23 protein-coding genes are annotated in these 22,789 nt (G+C 67.2%); 11 read left to right on the top strand and 12 right to left on the bottom strand.

The features are described 5' to 3' along the window. Positions 1-7 precede the first annotated feature (7 nt). Positions 8-1,168: an AMP-binding protein gene (locus AB4089_RS13020; RefSeq protein ID WP_441409705.1), complete on the top strand. Its 1,161-nt coding sequence runs from the start codon at positions 8-10 to the stop codon at positions 1,166-1,168. A gap of 73 nt (positions 1,169-1,241) precedes the next feature. Beyond that, positions 1,242-2,123, top strand: a complete 882-nt coding sequence (locus tag AB4089_RS13015; protein WP_441409704.1) for a 1,4-dihydroxy-2-naphthoate polyprenyltransferase — start codon at positions 1,242-1,244, stop codon at positions 2,121-2,123. Here the strand turns inward: AB4089_RS13015 and AB4089_RS13010 are convergent. Continuing rightward, entirely contained in the window at positions 2,120-2,443 is a 324-nt protein-coding gene (locus AB4089_RS13010) for a DUF4229 domain-containing protein (RefSeq protein WP_441409703.1), read from the bottom strand. The two genes, AB4089_RS13015 and AB4089_RS13010, sit on opposite strands and share 4 nt — an antisense overlap. Before the next feature lie 142 nt (positions 2,444-2,585). Between AB4089_RS13010 and AB4089_RS13005 the strand changes: the two genes are divergently transcribed. Further along, positions 2,586-3,014, top strand: a complete 429-nt coding sequence (locus AB4089_RS13005) for a PLD nuclease N-terminal domain-containing protein (protein ID WP_441409702.1) — start codon at positions 2,586-2,588, stop codon at positions 3,012-3,014. Between the two features lie 672 nt (positions 3,015-3,686). Next, positions 3,687-4,229, top strand: coding sequence for a hypothetical protein (locus AB4089_RS13000; RefSeq protein ID WP_441409701.1), 543 nt, complete (start codon positions 3,687-3,689; stop codon positions 4,227-4,229). A gap of 90 nt (positions 4,230-4,319) precedes the next feature. Here the strand turns inward: AB4089_RS13000 and ccsB are convergent, their stop codons facing one another. The 5 genes from ccsB to AB4089_RS12975 are packed head-to-tail and all read right to left on the bottom strand — an operon-like array spanning position 4,320 to position 9,285. Then, on the bottom strand, positions 4,320-5,438 hold the full coding sequence (gene ccsB / locus AB4089_RS12995) for a c-type cytochrome biogenesis protein CcsB (RefSeq protein WP_441409700.1): 1,119 nt from the start codon (positions 5,436-5,438) through the stop codon (positions 4,320-4,322). Then, positions 5,438-7,228, bottom strand: coding sequence for a cytochrome c biogenesis protein ResB (gene resB / locus AB4089_RS12990; RefSeq protein WP_441409699.1), 1,791 nt, complete (start codon positions 7,226-7,228; stop codon positions 5,438-5,440). Before resB ends, ccsB begins: the two co-directional genes overlap by 1 nt. Beyond that, positions 7,228-7,983: a cytochrome c biogenesis CcdA family protein gene (locus tag AB4089_RS12985; RefSeq protein ID WP_441409698.1), complete on the bottom strand. Its 756-nt coding sequence runs from the start codon at positions 7,981-7,983 to the stop codon at positions 7,228-7,230. The genes resB and AB4089_RS12985 overlap by 1 nt, the downstream gene beginning before the upstream one ends. A 13-nt stretch (positions 7,984-7,996) precedes the next feature. Beyond that, positions 7,997-8,617 (bottom strand): TlpA family protein disulfide reductase, encoded by a 621-nt coding sequence (locus tag AB4089_RS12980; RefSeq protein ID WP_441409697.1) that lies wholly within the window; start codon positions 8,615-8,617, stop codon positions 7,997-7,999. Between the two features lie 2 nt (positions 8,618-8,619). After that, positions 8,620-9,285 carry a histidine phosphatase family protein gene (locus AB4089_RS12975; RefSeq protein ID WP_441409696.1) on the bottom strand — a complete coding sequence of 222 codons (666 nt, stop codon included), beginning with the start codon at positions 9,283-9,285 and terminating at the stop codon, positions 8,620-8,622. A gap of 213 nt (positions 9,286-9,498) precedes the next feature. Between AB4089_RS12975 and AB4089_RS12970 the strand changes: the two genes are divergently transcribed. The 3 genes from AB4089_RS12970 (at position 9,499) to AB4089_RS12960 (ending at position 12,311) form a co-directional block, all read left to right on the top strand. Continuing rightward, positions 9,499-10,047, top strand: coding sequence for a YceI family protein (locus AB4089_RS12970; protein ID WP_441409695.1), 549 nt, complete (start codon positions 9,499-9,501; stop codon positions 10,045-10,047). 643 nt (positions 10,048-10,690) lie between these two features. Beyond that, on the top strand, positions 10,691-11,104 hold the full coding sequence (locus AB4089_RS12965) for a hypothetical protein (protein WP_441409694.1): 414 nt from the start codon (positions 10,691-10,693) through the stop codon (positions 11,102-11,104). 238 nt (positions 11,105-11,342) lie between these two features. Continuing rightward, positions 11,343-12,311 carry a hypothetical protein gene (locus tag AB4089_RS12960; protein ID WP_441409693.1) on the top strand — a complete coding sequence of 323 codons (969 nt, stop codon included), beginning with the start codon at positions 11,343-11,345 and terminating at the stop codon, positions 12,309-12,311. 50 nt (positions 12,312-12,361) lie between these two features. On the opposite strand, the gene AB4089_RS12955 is transcribed toward AB4089_RS12960, so the two are convergent. Together AB4089_RS12955 and AB4089_RS12950 are read right to left on the bottom strand one after the other, a co-directional pair. After that, positions 12,362-13,057, bottom strand: a complete 696-nt coding sequence (locus AB4089_RS12955) for a redox-sensing transcriptional repressor Rex (RefSeq protein WP_390204246.1) — start codon at positions 13,055-13,057, stop codon at positions 12,362-12,364. 74 nt (positions 13,058-13,131) lie between these two features. Then, positions 13,132-13,404: a glutaredoxin family protein gene (locus tag AB4089_RS12950; RefSeq protein ID WP_441409692.1), complete on the bottom strand. Its 273-nt coding sequence runs from the start codon at positions 13,402-13,404 to the stop codon at positions 13,132-13,134. A 130-nt stretch (positions 13,405-13,534) separates the two neighbouring features. On the opposite strand from AB4089_RS12950, the gene AB4089_RS12945 reads away from it, so the two are divergent. Beyond that, a complete protein-coding gene (locus AB4089_RS12945) occupies positions 13,535-14,353 on the top strand; it encodes an HAD family hydrolase (protein WP_441409691.1) in 819 nt (272 codons plus the stop codon). Positions 14,354-14,547: 194 nt separating this feature from the next. On the opposite strand, the gene AB4089_RS12940 is transcribed toward AB4089_RS12945, so the two are convergent. The 4 genes from AB4089_RS12940 to AB4089_RS12925 all read right to left on the bottom strand — a co-directional run bounded on the left by AB4089_RS12940 (position 14,548) and on the right by AB4089_RS12925 (position 17,313). Continuing rightward, on the bottom strand, positions 14,548-14,646 hold the full coding sequence (locus AB4089_RS12940; protein WP_003792170.1) for a 30S ribosomal protein bS22: 99 nt from the start codon (positions 14,644-14,646) through the stop codon (positions 14,548-14,550). A gap of 204 nt (positions 14,647-14,850) precedes the next feature. Further along, positions 14,851-15,072, bottom strand: a complete 222-nt coding sequence (locus AB4089_RS12935) for a helix-turn-helix domain-containing protein (protein ID WP_018775046.1) — start codon at positions 15,070-15,072, stop codon at positions 14,851-14,853. Positions 15,073-15,271: 199 nt separating this feature from the next. Continuing rightward, on the bottom strand, positions 15,272-16,384 hold the full coding sequence (locus tag AB4089_RS12930; RefSeq protein WP_441409690.1) for a 3-deoxy-7-phosphoheptulonate synthase: 1,113 nt from the start codon (positions 16,382-16,384) through the stop codon (positions 15,272-15,274). A gap of 326 nt (positions 16,385-16,710) precedes the next feature. After that, positions 16,711-17,313 carry a TetR/AcrR family transcriptional regulator gene (locus AB4089_RS12925; RefSeq protein WP_441409689.1) on the bottom strand — a complete coding sequence of 201 codons (603 nt, stop codon included), beginning with the start codon at positions 17,311-17,313 and terminating at the stop codon, positions 16,711-16,713. Between the two features lie 109 nt (positions 17,314-17,422). Here AB4089_RS12925 and AB4089_RS12920 point away from each other — a divergent pair, with 109 nt between their 5' ends. From AB4089_RS12920 to AB4089_RS12910, 3 genes are all read left to right on the top strand, one after another. Beyond that, the gene (locus AB4089_RS12920) at positions 17,423-18,709 is read left to right on the top strand and encodes an MFS transporter (protein ID WP_441409688.1); all 1,287 of its coding nucleotides are present in this window, start codon (positions 17,423-17,425) and stop codon (positions 18,707-18,709) included. Beyond that, positions 18,709-21,207, top strand: coding sequence for a beta-glucosidase (locus tag AB4089_RS12915; protein ID WP_441409687.1), 2,499 nt, complete (start codon positions 18,709-18,711; stop codon positions 21,205-21,207). Before AB4089_RS12920 ends, AB4089_RS12915 begins: the two co-directional genes overlap by 1 nt. Positions 21,208-21,403: 196 nt before the next feature. Then, positions 21,404-22,753, top strand: a complete 1,350-nt coding sequence (locus tag AB4089_RS12910) for an alpha-hydroxy acid oxidase (RefSeq protein ID WP_441409686.1) — start codon at positions 21,404-21,406, stop codon at positions 22,751-22,753. Positions 22,754-22,789: the final 36 nt, after the last annotated feature.

Below are 22,789 nucleotides of genomic sequence, written 5' to 3'. Positions count from 1 at the left end.
GCGCACTGTGAACTCCGGACCCACGAACATCGAGCCCGCGCTCAAGGCGCTGGCTGCTGCCCTCCACGGCGAGGGACCCGCCGTCGAACTCTCCGCCGGGCCAGACGGCTCACCGGAGCTGGGATTCCCTGACACGGCCGGAATCGAGGACGCGGCCGTGGTGGTGCGGACCTCCGGGTCCACCGGCGTGCCAAAGGCGACCGTCCTCACCGTCGAGGCCCTGGCGGCCTCGTCAATGGCAACCGCCTTTGCGCTCAAGGGCGAAGGCCAGTGGCTGCTGGCCCTCCCCGTGCAGTACGTGGCGGGCGTGCAGGTGCTGGTCCGCTCGCTCTTCGCGGGGACCCGGCCGTGGGTGATGGACCTCTCCGGCGGCTTCACGCCGGAGGCCTTCACCGCCGCGGCCCTGGAACTCACGGACAAGATCAGGTTCACTTCGCTCGTCCCCACCCAGCTGCAGCGGCTGCTGGACGCGCCCTCGGCCGACACCCTGGCCGTACTGCGGCGCTTCAACGCCATCCTGCTCGGCGGCGGTCCTGCCTCTGCGGAGCTGCTCGCGGCAGCCCGGGACGCCGGCGTGCGGGTGGTGGCCACGTACGGCTCGTCCGAGACCTGCGGCGGCTGCGTGTACGACGGCTTCCCGCTCGAGGACGTCCTGGTCCGGGTGGAGGACGACGGCCGCATCCTGCTTGGCGGGGCAACCATCGCCGCCGGGTATCTGCGGGCCCCCGAGCTCTCGGCCGCGACGTTCATCGAAGAGGACGGCGTCCGCTGGTACCGAACCAACGACCTCGGCGAGCTCGACGCCGACGGCCGGCTCACCGTACTCGGCCGGGCCGACGACGTCGTCATCACCGGCGGCGTCAAGGTTTCCGCCGCGCATGTCCAGACCGAGCTGGAAAAGCTCGACGGCGTGCGGGCGGCTTTTGTCGCGGGAGTGCCCTCTGCCGAATGGGGCCACGCCCTGGCCGCGTACGTTGCCGTGGCCGACACTTCCCCGGAAGGCCTGGCAGCGTTTGCGGACCGCCGGGACGAGACCTGGGGGCCCATGCTGGGCGCTTTGGCCCCGAAAACGGTCCTGCCCGCCGCGGACCTGCTCATGCTCCCCAACGGCAAACCGGACCGCCTGGGCATGACGGTCCTGTTGGATGCGCTCCATCAGGGAAAATAGACAAGCAGCTTCCGGCTTCCTGCCGACTATGCACCAACCAACGAGTATTCAACGAACCAACGAGGTACTGACCGTGGCCACAGCCGCACAATGGATCCAAGGCGCCCGACTGCGCACCCTGCCCGCCGCGATCGCGCCGGTGCTGATCGGCAGCGCGGCCGCCTACGAGATGGATTCGTTCATCCTGCTGAACGCCGTGCTGGCCGCCCTGGTCGCCCTGCTCCTGCAGATCGGCGTCAACTACGCCAACGACTACTCGGACGGCATCCGCGGCACCGATGAGGACAGGGTGGGTCCCCTCCGGCTGGTGGGCTCGGGCGCGGCCCGCCCGGAGCACGTCAAATGGGCGGCGTTCGCGGCGTTCGGCCTGGCGATGCTGTGCGGCCTGGTCCTGGTGATCATCACGCAGGCCTGGTGGCTCATCCTGGTCGGCGTCGGCTGCGTGCTGGCCGCCTGGGGCTACACCGGCGGCAAGAACCCGTACGGCTACCTGGGCCTGGGCGATGTCTTCGTGTTTGTGTTCTTCGGGCTCGTCGCGACGCTTGGCACCACCTACACGCAGGCGGGGCAGATCAGCCTCGCCGCCATCATCGGCGCGATCGGCACGGGTTTGATCGCGTGCGCGCTGCTCATGGCCAACAACGTCCGCGACATCCCCACCGACAGGAAGGCGGGGAAGAAAACCCTGGCCGTCCGGCTCGGGGACAAGCATGCGCGCGAAAGCTACGTGCTGATGCTTGCCGTGGCGATCCTGCTGGTCATCGTCCTGGCGCCCGCACGGCCGTGGATGCTGATCGTGCTGCTGCTGATCCCCGCCAGCCTCATGCCGTCCTGGCTCATGATCGCCGGGCGGCGCCGCAAGAGCCTGATCCCCGTCCTGAAGCAGACCGGGTTGATCAATTTGGGCTTCGCCGCGCTGTTTTCAGTCGGACTCGTCCTCAGCCACGGGTTCTAGGACCCGGACTGCCTGGAATCCTTGGGGCGCTGGTCCGCGCGGACCGCAATGTCGGGGTTCGCGTCCACGAGGCGGTCTTCGGCCTCGGCGTCGGCCACCTCGCCGGCGCTGCGCAGTGGCTTGGCTTTGCCGGAGAACCGGTGGTGCAGCGTCGCGGTGGCCGCGTCACGCTGCCTCTGGAAGAACAGGAAGCTGACGGCGAAGGACATCATCCCGGCGCACAGGGCAGCCAGGAGCACTCCCAGCTGCAAGTAGAGGAAAAGCGCAAACAAGGGCGCAAACAGCGCCAGCCGAATCAGGGTGTATTTGAGGAAAGCCACCCCACAAGTTTAGCCGCCGGGACGGCGGCCGCGCTTCGGCCCTTATCCTCCCGCGCCGGGAACGCCGGCGGCCCGCACCCGCACACAGTGACCGCACACAGTGACCGGCGCCGTCGGGCCGCCCGACGGCTAGACTGAAGGTATGCTCCGTGTAGTGGTTCCGATCGTCATACTGGTCGTGTTTGTCTATGGACTGGTCGACCTCATCCGGACTGACGCGCGGCTGACCAGAGGCATTTCCAAGACCGCCTGGATCTTCGTGCAGATCCTTCTCCCCGTGGTCGGCGCAACCCTGTGGTTCCTCCTTGGACGCCCCCGCGCCACGGACACCGCCCCGGTTGCCTACAGCCATCCAGTAGCGCCCGACGACGACCCGGAATTCCTGCGCAACCTTGAAATCCGCCGCCGCAACCAGACCGAGGCCGCCAGGCTCAAGAAGCTCAAGGACGAACTCGACGCCAAGGAGCGCAAGCCCGACGCCGGCAACGCCGAAGCCGCCGGCACAGCAGGCACCGGCGACGCCCACGAACCTGGCGACGCCGGGACGCAAGGTACCGACGAGGTTAAATAGCGCGAGGTTAAGTGGCGAGGGCTAAGTGGCGCAGGGTTTTGGTGGCGCGGTGCTAAATAGTCGCTCTTGGCATTCCTGTTTGCGGCCAGTAGCCACAGATGGCCGGAATCCCAGCCTCGAAGCGGCCTTCTGCGGCGAACAGCCACCACTCATCCGCTCGCGCTCGTGCTGCCCACGGGGCTTACTCTTCCCCCACATCGTGCCCGCTCTGTGGATAACCTCCGAGCCCCCTCGGCGCGGGCGCAGAATCCTCTTATGCGCCAGCCCAGTAAGCTTCCCCCGCAGCTTGGAAACCAGCCCTTCACCGTGGCCGAGGCGCGCGCTGCGGGCCTGAGTCGGCGACGGACCCGGGCCACGGATCTAGTCAGCCCGTGTTATGGAGTGCGCGCCCCGGCCGCCAACCCCGAAAGTTTGCTGGCACGCTGCCATGCCCTGACTGCGGTGACGGGGGCAGTCGTGAGCCATCTGTCTGCGGCCGTGCTGTGGGGCTTCCCCCTTTCTCAGGCCTTTGAGAACGCTGCTGTCGTCCACTTGACGAGTCAGCCGGGCCAGCGGGCTGTGCGCCATAAGAATGTGGTGGGCCATCAGTAGTCACTTGAACCGGATGAGATCGCGCGCGGGAGCAGGGTGAGCTGCACCTCGCCGCTGCGGACATGGTTCGATCTCGCAGGCATGCTGAGCCTCGATGAACTGGTGATTGCCGGGGACTTCCTGCTGTGGCGGCGGAATCCCTTGACCACGATCCAAAAGCTGGACGCATTCCTCGAAAGGAAACAGGGCAGGGCGGGCTACCGGCGCGCTATGTGTGCCCGCGCCCTGATCCGGACCGGCACGGACTCCCCCAAAGAAACCGAACTCCGGCTACTTTTGGTTCGGCATGGCCTGCCCGAGCCCGGAATTAACGTCCCCATGTTCGACGAGACCGGCCGTTGGATCCAGGACCCTGACCTCTCTTACGAGCAAGAAAAGATCGCGATTCAATACGACGGCGGGCATCATGCCAGTCCGGCTCAGCGCCGCAGCGACATATTCCGGGATGAGAACGCCAGGGACGCCGGGTGGCGCGTCGTCGTATTGACCCAATGGCATATGACCCCGGTCTCCGGCGGGGTGGAGCCGCCTGCGGTTACCCGCGTGCGTGCGGCGCTGGCCGAACGGGGCTGGACTCCCGACCCGGGTGAGAGGCCAGGCCGACGTAAAAGTGCTCGCCCCTAACCGCCCCGTCCCACACTCATCTGACACGAATGGCCGCCAAGCGGGGTAGCTTGGCGGCCATCTGCGTCAAATCGTGCACCGGGCTGGTGGTTACAGCCCCGAGTAGGAGTGCAGGCCGTTGAAGAACTGGTTCACGATCGTGAAGTTGAAGACCACGCACAGGTAGCCGACGATCGACAGCCAGGCGGCCCGGGTTCCGGTCCAGCCGCGGGTGGCGCGGGCGTGCAGGTATCCGGCGTAGACCACCCAGATCACGAACGTCCAGACTTCCTTCGTGTCCCAGCCCCAGAACCGGCCCCATGCCTTCTCCGCCCAGATGGCGCCGAACATGAGGGTGAACGTCCAGCCGACGAACGCGATGGCGTTGATGCGGTAGGAGAGGTTCTCCAGGCTCAGGGCGTTAGGTACGAGGCGCATGAACCCGAGCTTGTCGGCACCGCCGGCGGCGATGGTCTTCTGCCGGTGCGACTGCACGAGCTGCAGCGCGGACATGGCGAATGTCAGGGTGAACAGCGCCGAGGACATCACGGCGATGGAAACGTGGATGATCAGCCAGTAGCTCTGCAGCGCCGGCACGAGGTGGCCCACCGGTGTCCAGAAGGAGATCGAAGCCGCAACCAGCATGATGATGGCCAGGCCGATCACGAACGTGCCCAGGAAGCGCAGGTCGCGGCGGATCAGCACCAGCAGGAAGACAGCCACGGCCACGAACGCGCCGGTGGTGAGGAATTCGTACATGTTGCCCCACGGCACCCGGCCCGCACCCAGCGCGCGGGTGATCACGCCGGCCGCATGAATGGCGGCGCCGAGGACGGTCAACGCGACGGCCACCCGCGCGGGGGCACGCCGCTCGCCGCCGTAGCGCATGCTGCCGTCAGCGGTCTGGCCCGCACCCGCCGACGCCCCGCGGCCGGAGACGGCCGACGTCGGACGCTCCGCACGGCCGGCAGGTCCGCTGATGTGCGCCTCGGAGCGGTCAGCGGCGCCTCCGGCGGCTCCTGCTCCGACGCCGACGGGGATCCGGGCCGCATCGGTCCCGGCCGCCTGCCCGGAGAGCTCCGCGGCCTTGAGATCCACCGCGCGCAGCATCTTGCTGCTCTTGGCCAGGTCCCAGGCGAAGGCGATGAACGCCACCGTGTACGTGCCGGCCGCCAGCAGCATGAAAAGCTCGCTGTACTGGCCCATGGTTTCGTTGATCGGGAACGACATTACTGATCCTTCTTCGACTCGGACGAGCCGGCTGTTGACTGGATGAAGTCTTCTGCGGGTTGTTCAGTGACGGCGTGCGTGCCGCCGGCTGCCGTGCTGCCTGTTGCCGTGCCGGCGTTGTCCGCCCGGTCATTATCCGCCGTCGCGCTGGGAGCTGGCTGGGAGCCGGGCGCGGTGTCCTCGCCCAGCTGCCATTCGCCGGACAGGAGTTTGCGGATGGCGGCGGCTTCGCCGGCGAGCCGGTGGTCTTCGCCGCGGGCCAGGAGACCGTACTCCACCATGGTGCGGCCGTCCTCGTGGGTGCCGGTGCGGACCCAGACGCGGCGGCGGTTCACATAGAGCGAGGTCACCAGCCCGGCGACGGCCAGGAGCGCGAAGATCAGGGCGTACAGCTGGCCCGGGTTGTGGTGGATGTCCACGCCGATGTAGCGCTTCACGCCGTCGAAGCTGATGGAGCCCTTCCCGTTCGGCAGCGTGTAGCTGCCTCCGGGCGCCAGGACGATGCCCTTGGTGTCCAGGTTGCGGGCGTTGAGCGGCGTCAGTTTCTTGACGTCGAGTTCGAAGACGTTCTGCGGGGAGCCTGCGTCCAGGCCGAGGTCGCCGAAGTAGGAGTTCAGGGTCAGCTGCGGGTTGATCAGCTCCGGATCGCCGCTGAAGGACACGCCCTGGTCGGTGACGAACGCAGTCGGCAGGAAGAACCCGGCGAAGGCGAGCTGTTCCGGCTTGGCGTCCGGGACCTTGATGACCACGGAGGAGTAGTAGTTCTCGCCCTGCAGCTTGGCGACCACGGGACCCTGCATGGCGATATTGCCGGCGCCGTCGCGGATGGTGACCACAGGGGCGTAGCCGTTGCCCGTGAGGTACACGCTGGTGCCGCCGAGGCTGAGCGGGTCGTTGACCTTGAGCACTTCCTTCTTGGCGGGTGCGTCCGGGTTTTCCTTCGTGGTCACGGCCGCCTTGAAGTCAATGGGCTGGCCGAACTTACCCTTCGATTCACGGTCAAAGGTGATGTCGAACTTGTCCAGCTGAACCGAATACGGCTGGAGCTGGCTGCTCTGGAAGTTGGTGCCCGGGGTGAACTGGTCGTAGCCGACGAGCGTGTTGACGAATGTGTCGCCCTCCACCAGGATCCGTTGCCCGCTGTAGCCGAAGAGGCCTCCGGCGGCCACCGAGACCAGCACGCCGATCAGGGCGGTGTGGAAGACGAGGTTGCCCACTTCCTTCAGGAAGCCGCGCTCGGCGCCCAGGGAGGGGCGGTCGCCGTCGCGGTCCCGGACGTCCACGCGGTAGCCGCGTTTCTTCAGCAGCTCCGCGGCGTCGGAAATCGCTTCCGACGCCGGGATCCCGGCGTCGGCCGGCAGCACCAGGGTGCCGTATTCGGGGAGCCTGGACAGCCTTGCCGGGGTGCGCGGCGGCTGGGAGCGCATCGCTTTGTAGTGCGCGATGGCGCGCGGGATCACGCAGCCGATCAGCGAGATGAACAGCAGGATGTAGATCGCGGAAAACCAGGCCGAGGAGTAGACGTCGTAGAGCTGCAGCGAGTCCAGGATCTTGCCGTAGTCCGGGTGGTCCTTGATGTACTGCGTGACAATGGCCGGGTTGGCCGGGCGCTGCGGGAACAGCGATCCGGGCACGGCAGCGACGGCCAGCAGCAGGAGCAGGAACAGGGCCGTGCGCATGCTGGTCAGCTGCGTCCACGCCCACCGGAGCATGCCCAGCGGACCCAACGAGGGCAGGACTGCCTCGGACTTCGGGGACTTCTTCTTCTTTACGTTCACGCGCTCGCTCATCAGATTGGCAATTTCACATCGGTTTGGAACCAGTACTGCAACCCGGAGACCCAGGTGCCCCACACGCCGGTGGCCATCAGGATCCCGAGGAGGACCAGGATGCCGCCGCCGGTGCGCTGGATGGCAAGCCGGTGCTTTCGGAAGAAGGACATCACGCCGATGCCGCGGCGCACGGCCAGGGCGATCAGCAGGAACGGGATTCCCAGCCCAAGGCTGTACACGAACGCCAGGAACGCCCCCTTGGCCGCGGACGAGCCGCCGGAGAGGCTGAGCAGCTGGACGGCAGAGTATGTGGGACCGATGCACGGCGCCCAGCCCAGGCCGAAGGTGACGCCCAGCAGGGGCGCGCCCCACAGCCCGGCCGGCGGCTTGGCATGGATCTTGGCATCGCGCTGGAGCCAGCCGAAGCCGCCCATGAACACCACGCCCATGACGATCACCAGAACGCCCAGCAGCTGGGTGATCCACCTGTTCTGCGTGCCGGTGATGAGGCTGCCCAGCTGCCCGAAGGCCCCGCCGAGCAGCACGAAGATCACGGAGAAGCCGAGGACGAACAGCCCGATGCCGGCCAGCATGCGCCCGCGCCGTTGCTTCTGCAGGTCGACGCCGGTCAGTCCCGTGACGTAGCCCAGGTATCCGGGCACCAGCGGAAGGACGCAGGGCGAGAGGAAGGAGACGAGTCCGGCCAGCAATGCGACGGGAATGGCGAGCAGGAGCGATCCGTTGAGGATGGCTTCGGCGAAGGGGCTGTTCACTGTCCGGACCGCGCTACTCGGCCACGGCGGAGGCGATGAGGGATTTCAGGGTGCCCGGCTGGATTTCGCCCAGGACCCGGGAAGCGACGCGGCCCTGCTTGTCCAGCACGAGGGTGGTGGGCACGGCGCCGGGCGGCACGAGTCCGGAGACGGCCAGCAGCACGGCACCGTCCTTGTCGTTGAAGCTCGGGTAGGTCAGGTTGAAGGTCTTGTCGAACGCGTCGGCAGTGGCCTTCTCGTCGCGCAGGTTGACGCCGAAGAACTGCACGCCCTTGCCCTTGAACTCCTGGTTCAGCGCCTCCAGGGAGGGCGCCTCGACCCGGCAGGGGGCGCAGGCGGCGAACCAGAAGTTCAGCACGGTGACCTTGCCGGGGAAGTCCGCCGAGGTGACGGCCGTGCCGTCGAACAGCGTCCCCTTGAGCGCCACGGGACTCTTGCGGTCCGCGACGGCGAATTCGGTCACGGAACCGTCGCCGGCCACGTAGTTCTTGTTGTCCCCGGCCTTGGCCTGCTTGGCGAGGGCATCGTCCTGGGCGCAGCCGGACAGCCCAAACGCGGCGGCCAGGGCGGCGCCGCCGGCGGTCAGGACATGGCGGCGGGACAGTGGAGTCCCTTCGTGCCTGTTCCTGGCCATGGTCAGGCTCCCGGGGTGCTGGCGGCACCAGGCAGCAGGGCGGCGGCGGGCTCGCTGTAGTCGACCCGCACGAGCCCGCCGGCGTCGTCGAACACCAGGGAGGTCAGGGACGTCAACGTGCACTCGCGTTTGCGCGGGTCGTGCCACAACGGCCTGCCCTCGGCGCTGAGCCGCGTGGCCCAAATGGGCAGCTGGTGGCTGACAAGGATGGCCTCGGCCCCGTTACCGCCCAGCTCGATGGCCCGGATGCGTGCATCCTGGACTGCCGCGATCACGCGCGCGGCCTGCTCCTTGTACGGCTCGCCCCAGGACGGCCGCAGCGGGTTGTACAGCTTGGCCCAGTGCTTCGGGCGCAGCAGTTCGGCCTTGGAGACGTGCATGCCCTCAAAGTAGTTGGCGGCCTCAATGATGCGGGACTCGGTGGCGATCTCGAGGCCCAGGGCATCGGCGATCGGCTGTGCCGTCTCTTGCGCGCGGGTCAGCGGCGACGCGGCGAGGTGGACAATCCGGGCCCCTTGTGCGGAACGCTCGCTGAAGTGTTCCGCCAGCGTGCGGGCCATCTCCCGGCCGAGTTCGGAGAGGTGGAATTCCGGCAGCCTGCCGTACAGGACACCATCGGGATTGTGGACCTCGCCGTGGCGGAGCAAATGAACAGTGGCTTGGGGCATGTCTACCAGTTTCTCAAAGATGACGGTCGATCTGAAATCTTCTACGAGAGGTAGAACTGAGGAGTTTGGAAAAATGTTCCCCGGAGTTGGAATAAAAGATGCAAATGCATGTTTATACTGGGTGAAGCAGTTAGTTGAGAGTTCAACCAATGATGCTTTGACTAACGATCAGACGGACCAACCGCAGTAGAACCCGACTCAAGGAGAATCATCATGGCACTTCCCGCAAACGTCACCACCGGCACCTGGACCCTCGACCCGTCGCACAGCGAGATCGGTTTCACCGTCCGCCACGCCGGCATCAGCAAGGTCCGCGGCCAGTTCACCGACGCCGCAGCCACCCTGGATCTCGCCGAGAACGTCACCGATTCCAAGGTCAGCGCCTCGATCAAGACCGCCAGCTTCGACTCCGGCGACGCCAACCGCGATGGCCACGTCCGCGGCGAAGACTTCTTCGACGTCGAGACTTTCCCGGAGATCTCCTTTGTCTCCAGCACCATCGTCCCCAAGGGCGACGCCTACGAGCTCCAGGGCGACCTCACCATCAAGGGCATCACCCGCCCCGTGGCCCTCGAGACCGAATTCAACGGCGTGGCCGTCGATCCCTTCGGCAACACCCGCGCCGGCCTCAGCGCCGAAACCACCATCAGCCGCAAGGACTTCGGCCTGACCTGGAACGCCGTCCTCGAAGCCGGCGGCGTGCTGGTCAGCGACAAGGTTGCCATCAACCTGGAACTGGCCTTCATCGCTCCCGCAGCCTAGTCAGCAGCCCAGTAAGGACCGCTTTGGCCCGGTAAGGGCAACCCGCGGCACCTGACTCCAGCGCCCTGCTTCCTCCCCGTGAGGAAGCAGGGCGCTGCCGTTTCCGGCGTCGCAGCTCCCGGGCTTTCTGCCAGTGATGGGGCCGCGGAGGATCCTTTAATAACGGCACCGCGACAGGCCCGGGAGTCCCCGGATAACTTCCTAGATATCAAGGAATCGGCGGTCTACAGTGAGAGCCATGAGCAACCCGAGTGATGTACCGCCGCAGCAGCCGGGCGCGCAACCTCCCGCGTCGGGCAACGTCCCGCCAACCGGCCCAGGGCAACAGCCGGTGAACCAGCCGCCCACGCCGGGGTACCAGGCACCACCACCGGGGTACCAGGCACCACCACCGGGGTACCAGGCACCACCACCGGGGTACCAGGCACCACCACCGGGGTACCAGGCACCACCACCGGGGTACCAGGCGCCACCACTGGGGTACCAGGCGCCACCGCCCGGGTACCAGGCATCACCGCCGGGGTACCAGGGCCAGCCCGGGTACCAGGGCCAGCCCGCGCCTACGGGCGGATTCCGCTTCGAGATACCGGCCGACCGGCCCAGGAACTTCAGCGAGGCCCTGCCTGTAGGAGGTCTCTCCGGCATGTTCAAGGTCGCTGCGATGCCCACTGAACTGAAGGTCTCGTACTGGATCTGGCTTATCGGCGGACTCCTGGGCCTTCTGGGTGGAATCATCGGATTGTTCGGGTCTTTTGTCCTGATCGCTTTCGCGCCGCCAATCGGGCTCCTGGTGCTGCTTCTTGTCATCGTGGCTATTGCACTCGCAACTGCTCAGATAGTCCTGGCCATGAAGATGAAGGAAGGCAGGGAGTGGGCCCGCTTTGCCCTCACCATTCTTGTCGGAGTCTCCCTGGTGCTCACGATCATCAGTGCCGGCGTCGCCGACGGGCGGGGCGGCGGAAGCCTGCCGGGCTTCCTCATCAGCTTGGTGGCCACCGTGCTCATGTGGCTGCCGAACGCACAGGCCTGGTTTGTCGCAAACCGGGGCCGAATCTAGGCCCGCCACTCCAGAGGAATCCCGGCCCATCCTGGCGGCGCCGGCCCTTCCCTGGGGCCGTCAGGCCAGGTCCGTGCCGTGGCCGTGATGGAGTTCGAATGAGGGTTGAGAATACCTCTCCGGAATGATCCACACGGCGGCCCGCCCGCGGTACGGTTGAGCTAAACCATGCTGGGGGCAGGGCACGAGCGCTGGTCCCGGTGGCCGATTCAGTGATCGACACGCAAAGGACCGCTTCATGAGCAACCCTCCAGTCCAGCCACCGCCCCCGAACGGCTCCGAGCCGGGCGGGGAGTCCACTCCCCAGTTTGGCCAGAACGCCCCGCAGGCACCGCAGTACGGCCAGAACGCCCCACAGGCACCGCAGTACGGTCAGAACGCGCCGCAGGCACCGCAGGCCCCCCAGTACGGGCAGAACGCCCCGCAGGCACCGCAGTACGGCCAGAACGCCCCACAGGCACCGCAGTACGGTCAGAACGCGCCGCAGGCACCGCAGTACGGGCAGCAGACGCCGCCGCCGGCCTACGGCCAGAACGCCCCGCAGGCACCGCAGTACGGGCAGCAGACGCCGCCGGCCTACGGCCAGAACGCCCCGCAGGCACCGCAGTACGGGCAGCAGACGCCGCCGGCCTACGGCCAGAACGCCCCGCAGTATGGTCAGAACGCACCGCAGTACGGCCAGCAGCCCCCGGCCTACGGCCAGTCCCCCTATGCCCAGTACCCGTCCGAACAGCCGCAGGTTCCGGTCGCAGTTCCCCAACTGGTCAACACGTCGTTCTGGCTGATCATCGCGGCGGGAGCCGTGTGGGTCATCTCCATGCTGGTGTCCCTCGGAACCCTGGACACCCCTGCCGTCCGGGACTTGTTCGAGCAGCAGATGGCATCGAGCGGCACGAACGTCGATTTCGAGTCCATCAGGGGCATCCTGATCGGCACCATCGTGGTGTTCGCCGTCATCAGCGCCGGACTCTACGCCCTCGTGGCATTCAATGTTCGCAAGGGCAAGAACTGGGCCCGAATCCTGGGCACCGTGTTCGCCGCCTTGTCAGTCTTCAACATCGTCCCGCTCAGCCTTGCCACACTGGCGGCGCTGGTCGGGATCGCGGCGATCGTCCTGCTGTACCTGCCCGCATCGTCGCCCTATTTCCAGAAGCGGCAGTCCTTCGCCAACCCCTACGGGCAGCCCGGGGCCCCCTTCGGGAAGTAGCCGCAAAGCGAACCGTGCAGCGGGCGCGGGAACCGGAAGGCCTGGCCGAACTAGTCGGCGTCCTCCGGATCCTGCGCCCTTTGTGCGTGATAGGCCAGAATCTGCAGTTCGGTGGCCATGTCCACCTTGCGGAGGTTGACCCCCGGCGGGACCTGCAGCATCACCGGCGCGAAGCTGAGGATGCTCCGCACGCCTGCGGCAATCACGCGGTCGCAGACGTCCTGGGCCACCGCTGCGGGCAGTGCCAGGACCACCATATTGGCGCCGGTCCGTTGCAGTACCGGCTCTAGGTCGGCGGCGTCGCTGACCCGCAGCCAGCCGACTTCGCTTCCCACAACCATCTGGTCGGCGTCGAATATCGCCACGATGTCAAAGCCCCGCGACTCGAATCCGCCGTACCGAGCCAGGGCTTTGCCCAGGTTGCCGGCACCGACGATCGCAACTTTCCAGTCATGGGTCAGCCCGAGGGCGGCAGCGATGTTGCGGTTAAGGTACTGGACCTCGTAGCCGACACCCCGGGTTCCATAGGAGCCGACGTAGGAGAGGTCCTTGCGTAGCGTCGAGGAACTGACCCCGGAGGCCTCGGCCAGCGACTCGGAGGAGACGCGGTCCACCCCGTCGGCCAGCAGTGTGGTCAGGGCGCGCAGATAGATGGTCAACCGGGCCACGGCCGCGGGTGGTATCTGTTTGGCGGCAGTTCCGGCTCCCCCGGGCACAGCCTCGGAAAATGAATCCAGCGAAGTCACTATCTGCTCCATTGCGTCGCGTTGTGCTTCCCACTCTAGAGCCCCCGTGCATCGCGCAACAAAGCAGGCGGGCGTCAGGACGGCTGGCTGAGGACCCGCTGCAGCGTCCGCGTCAGGCGGGCCTCGTCAATCTTCCAGAAATCCCGCTGGACACCGTTCACCAGCACCACCGGAATCTCCTCGGCAAAGCGTTCGCGCAGTCCGGCGTCGTCGTCCACCGACTGCTCCGACCAGTCGATCCCGAGCGCGGCCGTGACGCGCCCGACGGCGGCGCGTGCCTCCGCGCACAGGTGACAGTCAGCTTTGGTGATCAGCACTACATCGGGGAAAGACGCGGATTTGGCCATGCATCCACCGTAGCCCGGTGGCCGCTTCCGCGTCGACGCGGGGCGTAGTGCACCGGGAGCCGGGCCTTCCTGCCGCCGCATCGCGCGCCCCGCGGGCGGCCCGGGGCCTGTCATTGACTAGACTCGTGGCATGCCCGAGGAGAAATACGTCACTGTGGCCAGTGAGCCTGCTGCATCGACGCAGCACGGCGAGGCCGCATTTTTCGACGTCGACAACACCCTCATGAAGGGCGCAAGCCTTTTCCACGTCGCCCGCAAGCTTTACCAGCGCGGCGCATTCACGCTGCCGCAGGCCGCCGGTTTCGCCTGGAAACAGTTCATGTTCGTGCTGCGCGGCGAGAACATGGATGACGTCCACGCCGTCCGCGATTCCGCCCTGACGCTCGCCGCCGGCATCACTGCCAGCGACATCGAGGCCCTGGGCGAAGAGGTCTACGACGAAATGATTGAGTCGAGGATCTGGCCGGGGGCCAAGGCCCTGGCCGAGCAGCATCTCCGGGTCGGGCGCAAAGTATGGCTCGTCACGGCCACGCCGATCGAGGTGGCCACCGTCATCGCGGCCCGGCTGGGCCTCACCGGGGCGCTGGGCACTGTGGGCGAGATCCTGGACGGCTCCTACACGGGGCGGCTGGTGGGAGAGATCCTCCACGGCCCGGCCAAGGCGGTGGCGGTCCAGAAAATCGCCGAGGACCAGGGCCTGGACCTCGGCCGCTGCTGGGCCTACAGCGATTCCCACAACGACATCCCGCTGCTGAGCATGGTGGGGCACCCCGTGGCCATCAATCCGGACTCCAAGCTGCGCCGCTACGCCCGCGAGCACAACTGGCCTGTCTACGACTTCCGCTCCGGCCGGCGCGCCGCCACTCTCGGATTCAAGGCCGCGACGGTTGGCGGGGTCATCTACGGCCTGTGGCGGGGGTTCTCCCGCTTCCGCGGCCCTAGCCGCTAGACCCGGCGCCTTTTCCGCACGGCGTCTTTTCCGCTGCGGTTCCGGACCCGCGCGGCGCGGATCCTGGCCGCCGTCGTCCGATCCCGTAGCCCAAGTCCGTTCCCGCCGCCGTATTCGGACACCGCCGGCAGGAGGGCAAGAAAAATGCCCGCCGCCTGGAAGGCAACGGGCATTTCATGCAGTGCGAAGTATTGCTACTTCTTATTGCGACGCTGGTGGCGCGTCTTGCGAAGCAGCTTGCGGTGCTTCTTCTTGGCCATACGCTTGCGACGCTTCTTAATAACTGAACCCACGAAAGTTCCTTACCGGCTAGATGCAGTACCTGCCTGTTGGGAAGGGTCCGCGGGCTAAGCTGCAGACTGAAACAACTGACAGGTTCTTACAATGACGTAAAACGTTCCTTAACAGGGTACCGCCTCTGCGAGGCACCCCACGACCGCGGGCCCGGTGTGGGCCCAAAGCAGCCGATTGACACTGTGAATGTTGCCGCGGACTGTTCAGCCAGTCCCGGCGTGACCGTCGTTCCGGTCGACGACGGCACCCTTGAGGTACTGTTCGACGGCGTTTTCCGGAACGCGGTAGGAGCGGCCGAACCGGACGGCCGGCATCTCCCCTGAATGTACAAGTCGGTACACGGTCATTTTTGATACCCGCATCAGTTCCGCGACTTCGGCCACGGTCAAAAAACGGGCCTTGGAGAAGTTGGCCTCCGTAGACATTTCCCTATTCCTTTGCTCCAGCGAACGGCAGCCCCACCTGTTGACATGGCGGTGTGCCGATGCTGAGCCATCAAACAACCATGTGTTAGCAACACTAGTTGCTCATGGTGCCAATGTGAAAGGCTTCCGCAGGAATCCCCACACGATTTCCGCAGGAATCTCGAAATTCCCTACCGCGCCGGCACCACGCGCTCGCGGCTCAGGAACGCGTCCGGCGCGTGCGGGCCGAGGCGGCCAACTGACCGAGGACCGACGCCGTCACGTCCCAGTCCATGCAGGCATCGGTGACGCTCTGGCCGTAGACCAGCTCGTCCCGATCCGCGGCGGGCACGGCGACGTCCAGGTTCTGCGCCCCGCCCACCAGGAAGCTCTCCAGCATGACGCCGGCGATGGCCCCGGCAGCGGCTCCGGCACTTTCCAGCTGGGAGCCAATTTCGAGGGCGACCTCGGCCTGGCGGTGGTGGTTCTTGCCGCTGTTGGCATGGCTGGCGTCGACGATCAGGCGGGGGTTCAACTGCTTCGCGGCCAGCTTGGCGGACGCCGCTTCAACGTCGGCGGCGGAGTAGTTGGGCCCCTTGCGTCCGCCGCGGAGGATGATGTGCGTGTCCGGGTTGCCGGCAGTGGCCACGAGCGCTGCCCGGCCGTCGTCGTCAATGCCGAGGAACGCCTGGGCGGCGGCGGCCGCGCTGCACGCATCCAGCGCCACTTGGAGGTCGCCGTCGGTGCCGTTCTTGAAGCCGATCGGCATCGACAGCCCGGAGGCCAGCTGGCGGTGGATCTGGCTCTCCGTCGTGCGGGCACCGATCGCACCCCAGGCGACGAGGTCGGCGACGTACTGGGGGCTGATGGGCTCGAGGAACTCGGTGGCTGTGGGCAGGCCGAGGGCGGTGACCTGCCGCAGGAAGGCCCGGGCCGCGCGCAGGCCCGCTGCGATGTCGTGGCTGCCGTCCAGCCGGGGATCGTTGATCAGGCCCTTCCAGCCCACTGTGGTGCGCGGCTTCTCGAAGTACGTGCGCATGACGATCAGCAGGTCCTCGCGGTGCTTCTCGGCCTGGCTGACCAGCCGGCGCGCGTATTCCAGCCCGGCCTTGGGGTCATGAATGGAGCAGGGGCCCACGATGACGAGCAGCCGGTCGTCCACGCCATCCATGATGGCCCGGACCTCGTCCCGGCCCCGCCCGACAACTTCTGCCATGCGGGCCTCCAGCGGCAGTTCCGCCATGAGGTCCTGGGGGGTGGGCAGCGGGGTGAACTCGCTTACGCGCAAATTCGAGGTGGAGTGCTGGGTATCGGCTGCTGCTTCGATGCTCATTTTCGGGTCCTGTTCCGGATGCGGAGCGGGCCCTGATCAGAACCCGCCGGAGAAATGGCGAAGGGCAGAGAATGATCTCTGCCCTGTTGGCTCTGAAGGAAAGTTGGATGCGTGTCAGTTAGACGCGGGCCCCTCCAGAGCCAACGAAAAATACGCATACCAACGGTTAGTCATAGCCCCGACCATAGCCCGGGAGCCGCAGCCGGGGCAAACGCCCGGCGTAACATTTCACCGGCGCACGGCCGCTGCAGCCCCTGGCCACGGAGCCGCAAGCCGCCGAGACGGCAGTTCACGGCAGTGTTTGGCGCCGACACTGCCGCGACGTGTCATCTCGGCGCAGTACCCTGCGACGGAGCCAGCAGCACGTCGACAAGCTGGGTCAAGCCGTCAGCCATATCGACGTCTTTGTCATATAGCCACTGCAGCTGCAGGCCGTCAAAGGCTGCGATCACCAGCCTGGCCAAAACGTCCGGCGCAACGTCCGTCCGGACAGTCCCGGCGTCCTGGCGGCGCACGATGTCCTGGCTCAGTTCCTCCACCAGCTGCGCGTACCTGTCCTGGAAGTAGCTGTGGGAATCATGCCCGGGATCGTTGGCGGTCGCCGACGCCACTGCGTACAGCGTGGTGAGGCCCGGTTCGTGCCGGTTCCGCTCGGCAACGACGGCCAGCGAAGGCAGGCCCACGTCCCCGGCCCCGCCGACTTCCCTGCTGCGGCGGTCGCGTTCGGCGAGAACCGCCGTCAGGAGTTCCTGTTTGCCGGTGAAGTAGTGGAAGAGCGTTGCCTCCTTGACCCCGACCAGTTCGGCAACGCGCTTCAGGGCAGTGCCCTCAAAGCCCTCCGTGGCGAACACGTCCGTGGCTGTCCGGACGATCTGCTCGCGGCGTTCGGCCCCTTTTGCGTAGGGTCCGCGGGTTTTCGACATTGACATTGGTCCAGCTTATTTCACTTTTTTTGGTAAAAACCTAGTCACACTCGGTTTTTGTGGCTACGATCATTCGCAGGGCCCAACGGAGGGCCACTTTTCGTCAGGAGGCAATGTGGCCGTCAGGACCATCAACCAGGATTTAGCGGCTCAGTCCGCCCGCCAGGCTCCCAGCAGCCTGGACACTTCAAGCAGCAAGGCCCCGCGCGCCTACGTGATCGGCATGCCGATCGCCAGCGCCGGCCTCTGGATGGCGGTGCTGGCGCCGGCCATCGTTGTCCTGGCCATCAAGGTCTCCGAAATCACGACGCCGGACACCCGCGCCGGGGCCCTGAGCCTCGTCGCCGGAGTTGGTGCCGTGGTCGCCCTTCTCGCCAACCCGTTCTTTGGCCGGCTGAGCGACCGCACGACGTCCCGCTTCGGGATGCGCAAGCCCTGGATCATCGGCGGCTCGCTGACCGGACTCGTTGCGCTGTTCTTCCTGGGTTCGGCCACCGGCGTTCCGGGGGTTCTGGTCGCGTGGATCTTTGCCCAGCTGGGGTTCAACGCGGCCCTCGCGGCACTGGTCGCCACCCTTCCGGACCAGGCCGCCCCGTCGGAACGCGGCCGCCTGTCCGGGCTCATCGGTATGACCCTGTCGGTCGGGCTTGTAGCCGCGGCGTTCTTCGCGCAGCTGTTCGACAACGCCCTGCAGATGGCCGTTGTACCCGGCGTCGTCGGGACCGCCCTGGCCATCGGCTTCGCCTTCACCTTCAAGGACCGCGTCCTCACCGAGAAGCCCGCGCCGCTGAACCTCAAGGAGGTCCTGGGCTCGTTCTACTTCAATCCCCGCACCTACCCTGGCCTGGGCTGGGCCTGGCTGACCAAGTTCATGGTCTACGTCGGCTACTGCGCGGCCCTGCTCTACCTGCCGTACTTCTTCACCGACCAGCTCCACGTAGCCCCGTCCCAGGTCACCACCCTGGTCTTCCAGGCGACGCTGATCAGTTCCGCCGGCACGGTGCTGACCAGTGTGGCCGGCGGTTGGCTTAGCGACAGGATCGGCAAGCGAAAAGGCATGGTGATCGCCTCCGCGCTGATCATCATGATGGGCCTGATCGTCATCGCCACCTCCAGCACCACAGACCAGGTCCTGGTGGGCCAGGCCATCGCGGGACTCGGCTTGGGCTGCTTCGGCGCCGTGGACGTGGCCCTCATCGCCGACCTCCTGCCGGGCACGCAGTCCGAAAACGCCAAGACCTTCGGCGTATTCAACATCGCCCAGGCGCTCCCGCAGTCCCTGGTGCCCGCCGTCGCCTTCCCCGTGATCGCCCTGGGCGGATACCCCGCCCTGTTCCTCGGCGGCGCTGCCGTCGGCATCATCGGCGCCATCCTCGTCACCCGCATCAAAGGAGTCAAGTAATGAATCCCGCTCTGTCCCCCGCCGTGCTGGCCCTCTCCCCGGATTCCCCGGACGCGGAGGCCCGGATCCGCGAGCTCGCCGCCGGGCTGAGCCTGGCGCAGCAGATCCAGCTGCTGACCGGCGCCGACGTGTGGTCCACGCACGCCATTCCCGAAATCGGCCTCACCCGCATTGTCATGTCGGACGGCCCCGCCGGCGTCCGCGGCGAGGACTTCGATGAGCGCCACGACTCCGTCTCGCTGCCGTCCTCCTCCGCCCTGTCCGCGACGTGGAGCGTTGAGACCGCCCGCCGCTACGGCCAGGTCCTCGGTCAGGAGGCCCGGCGCAAGGGCGTCCACGCCGTCCTCGGCCCCACCATCAACCTCCACCGCTCGCCGCTGGGCGGACGGCACTTCGAATGCATGAGCGAGGATCCCCGCCTGACCGCGACGCTGGCTGCCGGGTACGTCTCCGGCGTGCAGTCCATGGGCGTCGGCGCCACCCCCAAGCACTACCTCGCCAACGAGGCCGAGACGGACCGTTTCACGTCAGATTCCGTCGTGGCCGAGCGCCCGCTGCGCGAGCTCTACCTCGCCGCCTTTGAAGACGCCATCACTGAAGCCCGCGCCTGGCTCGTGATGAGCTCGTACAACTCCATCAACGGCACCACGGCCAGCGAAAACAAACTCCTCGAGACCCCGCTCTCCACGGAATGGGGCTTCGACGGCGTTGTGGTCTCTGACTGGACCGGTGTCCGGTCCGTGGAAGCGGCCAACGCACACCAGGACCTGGAAATGCCCGGTCCCGTGGGCCACTGGGGGCCCAAGCTGCTCGAAGCGGTCCGCGACGGCCGGGTCAGCCGGGACGCCATCCTGGAAAAGGCCACCCGCATCCTGCGCCTTGCGGCCCGCGTGGGATCCCTCGAAGGTTTCGCCCCCGCTGTGACAGATCTGCGCGCCCAGCTGGACGGTGCCGCCGTCGCCCGTGAAGTGGCGGTGCGCGGCGCGGTGCTGGTCCGCAACGAGGGCGGGATCCTGCCACTGGACGCCTCGAAGCTGGGCAGCGTGGCCGTGATCGGCCACAACGCCCAAGAGGCGCGGACCCAGGGCGGCGGTAGCGCCACGGTGATGCCCAAATACACCGTCTCGCCGCTGGAGGGACTCCGGAATGCCCTGCCCGACGACGTCGACGTCACCTACGTCCGCGGCGCCAAGGTGGCCGAAGGCATCCAGGCGTTCCCGCGCACGTCGCTGCACAACCCGGTATCCGGCGTGCCCGGACTCCGCGTCACGTTCCTCGCAACGGACGGAACGGAGATCTCGGGCGAAGACCGGCTTGCCTCACACCTGATCTGGTTCGGCGTGGGCATTCCCGAAGGCACCGCAGCCATCCGGATGGAGGCCGACTGGACCCCGGAAACGGCCGGCGTCCACCACCTCGGCGTCGGGACGGTGGGCCAGATCCGGTTCGCCCTCGACGGGGAAGAGGTCTTCAACGGCGAGCTTGAGGATGACACCGACGTCCTCGGCGCCGCCTTGTTCGACCCGCCCAAGACCGTCCACATCCTTGAAGCCGCGGCCGGCCAGAAGGTCCGGATCGAGGCAGAATACCAACTGCCGAAGCAGCAGGTCATCCCGTTCACGGCCATCCTGCTCGGCGAGGAAACAGTGGTCACCGATCCCCAGGCGGAAATCGACGCCGCCGTGGCAGCCGCACGGAACGCGGACGTCGCGGTTGTCGTCGTCGGCACCAACGCGGCGATTGAATCCGAGGGTTTCGACCGCAAGAACCTCGATCTGCCCGGCCGGCAGAACCAGCTGGTGGAAGCTGTGGCCGCGGCCAATCCGCGCACCGTTGTTGTGGTCAACTCCGGCTCCCCGGTGCTCATGCCGTGGCTGGAGAAGGCGGACGCGGTCCTGCTGGGCTGGTTCGGCGGCCAGGAATTCGGCACCGCGGTGGCCGACATCCTGCTCGGCGCCGAGGAGCCGGGCGGTCGGCTGCCCACGACGTGGCCCGCAGCCCTGGCGGACGTCCCGGTCCTGGACACCACGCCGGTCGACGGCAAGGTGGTGTACTCCGAAGGCATCCACATCGGCTACCGCGCCTGGCTGCGGCAGCAGGCCGGCGGTGGAGCTGCACCGGCCCTGCCGTTCGGCTTCGGCCTCGGGTACACGACGTTCGAACTGGGGAACCCTCACGCTCCGGCCTCCGTACCCGCCAACCAGGACGTCGTCGTGCACGTCCCGGTCCGGAACACGGGGACGCGCACCGGCCGCGACGTCGTCCAGGTCTATCTGGACCGCGCCGACTCCGCCGTGGAACGGCCGGTGCGCTGGCTTGCCGGCTACGCCGGAACGCACCTCGCGCCCGGCGGCACGGAGAGTGTTGAAATCCGCATTCCGGCACGGGCGTTCGGCCACTACGACGGCGGCTGGCAGTTCGAGCCCGGCACCTTCCGGTTGCTGGTGGGACGCCACTCGGCGGACGATTTCCAGGCCCTGGACATCGAGCTGCGCTAGCTTCCTGGCCGGCGCGGTCGACTGAACGGGCAGTTGGCGGCAGTGTCCCCCTGCGGGCGCTGCCGCCAGCTGCGTTCCGGGTGCGCACACGGGCAGAGCAAGCCGCCGAAGCAATAAGGACGAAAGAGCCCGGAAAACATCACCGCTAGAGTGTTCTGGAGCACACGCTGAAGATCCTGCAGAACCGGAGGCAGCAATGAGGCAGACCGTCCCGCCCGGCAACCCCGAGGCTCCCACCACTCCCAGGGCCACCGCGCCGGACGCTGGGGCCTCCTTGACCGGGCAAGGCACAGCCGCCGCGGCCGCCCGCGGGGTCCCTGACGCGCTGAAGCGCCGCGTCCCGAAGTACGCCGATCTTGCTCCGCTGATGCAGTTCAAGAAGCCGGAGTTCAGCCGGGCCGCCAGGCTGCGCCGGGCAAGCACCATCTGGGACCTCCGCGACATGGCCAAACGCCGCACCCCGCAGGCCCCGTTCGACTACACTGACGGCGCCGCCGAGGCCGAAATCAGCCTCCGACGCGCCCGCCAGGCCTTCCTGGACATCGAGTTCCGGCCCGGAATCCTGCGGGATGTCTCCAGCATTGACCTCAGCACCCACATCCTGGGCGGACCCTCCCGCCTGCCGGTGGGGATCGCGCCCACCGGCTTCACCCGGATGATGCAGTCCGAGGGCGAATACGCCGGCTGCCGGGCCGCCGAAGCCGCCGGCATCCCCTACACCCTCTCCACCATGGGCACCGCGTCCCTCGAGGACGTCGCCGCCGCCGCACCGGCGGGCCGCAACTGGTTCCAGCTCTACCTATGGACGGACCGGGACCGCTCCCTGGAACTGATCCAGCGTGCCGCCGCCGCGGGCAACGACACCCTCATGGTCACCGTGGACACCGCCGTCGCCGGCGCCCGGCTCCGCGACGTCCGCAACGGCATGACCATCCCGCCCGCCCTGACCCTCAAAACCGTCCTGGACGCCTCCTACCGGCCCGCCTGGTGGTTCAACTTCCTCACCCACGAGCCGCTGACCTTCGCCTCCCTGTCCCGGTACACCGGCACCGTCGCGGACCTCATCAACTCCATGTTCGACCCCACCCTGACCTACGCCGACCTCGACTGGCTCCGCGAGACCTGGACGGGCAAGCTCGTGGTCAAGGGCATCCAGACAGTCGAGGACGCCCGCAAGGTCGTGGACCACGGCGCGGACGGGATCGTGCTCTCCAACCACGGCGGCCGCCAGCTGGACCGCGCCCCCATCCCCTTCCACCTGCTCCCCGAGGTCTCCGCCGCGCTGAAGGCAGACCACAGCGACTCCGCGATCATCCTGGACACCGGCATCATGAGCGGCGCGGACATCATCGCCGCCCTCGCCCTCGGCGCCGACTTCACCCTGATCGGCCGCGCCTACCTCTACGGCCTCATGGCCGGCGGACGCGCCGGAGTGGACCGCGCCCTGCAAATCCTCGAAAAAGACATGCAACGCACCATGGCCCTGCTCGGCGTCACCCGGATCAAGGACCTCACCCCGGACCACGTACGGATCCTCACAAAGTAGCCGGCCGGCACCCAACTGACTCGCAGCAAAAGCCGT

This window comes from Arthrobacter sp. 2MCAF15 (assembly GCF_052115605.1).
In the GTDB taxonomy this organism is placed as follows: Bacteria; Actinomycetota; Actinomycetes; order Actinomycetales; family Micrococcaceae; genus Arthrobacter.
This window is presented reverse-complemented; position numbering and strand designations above follow the sequence as displayed.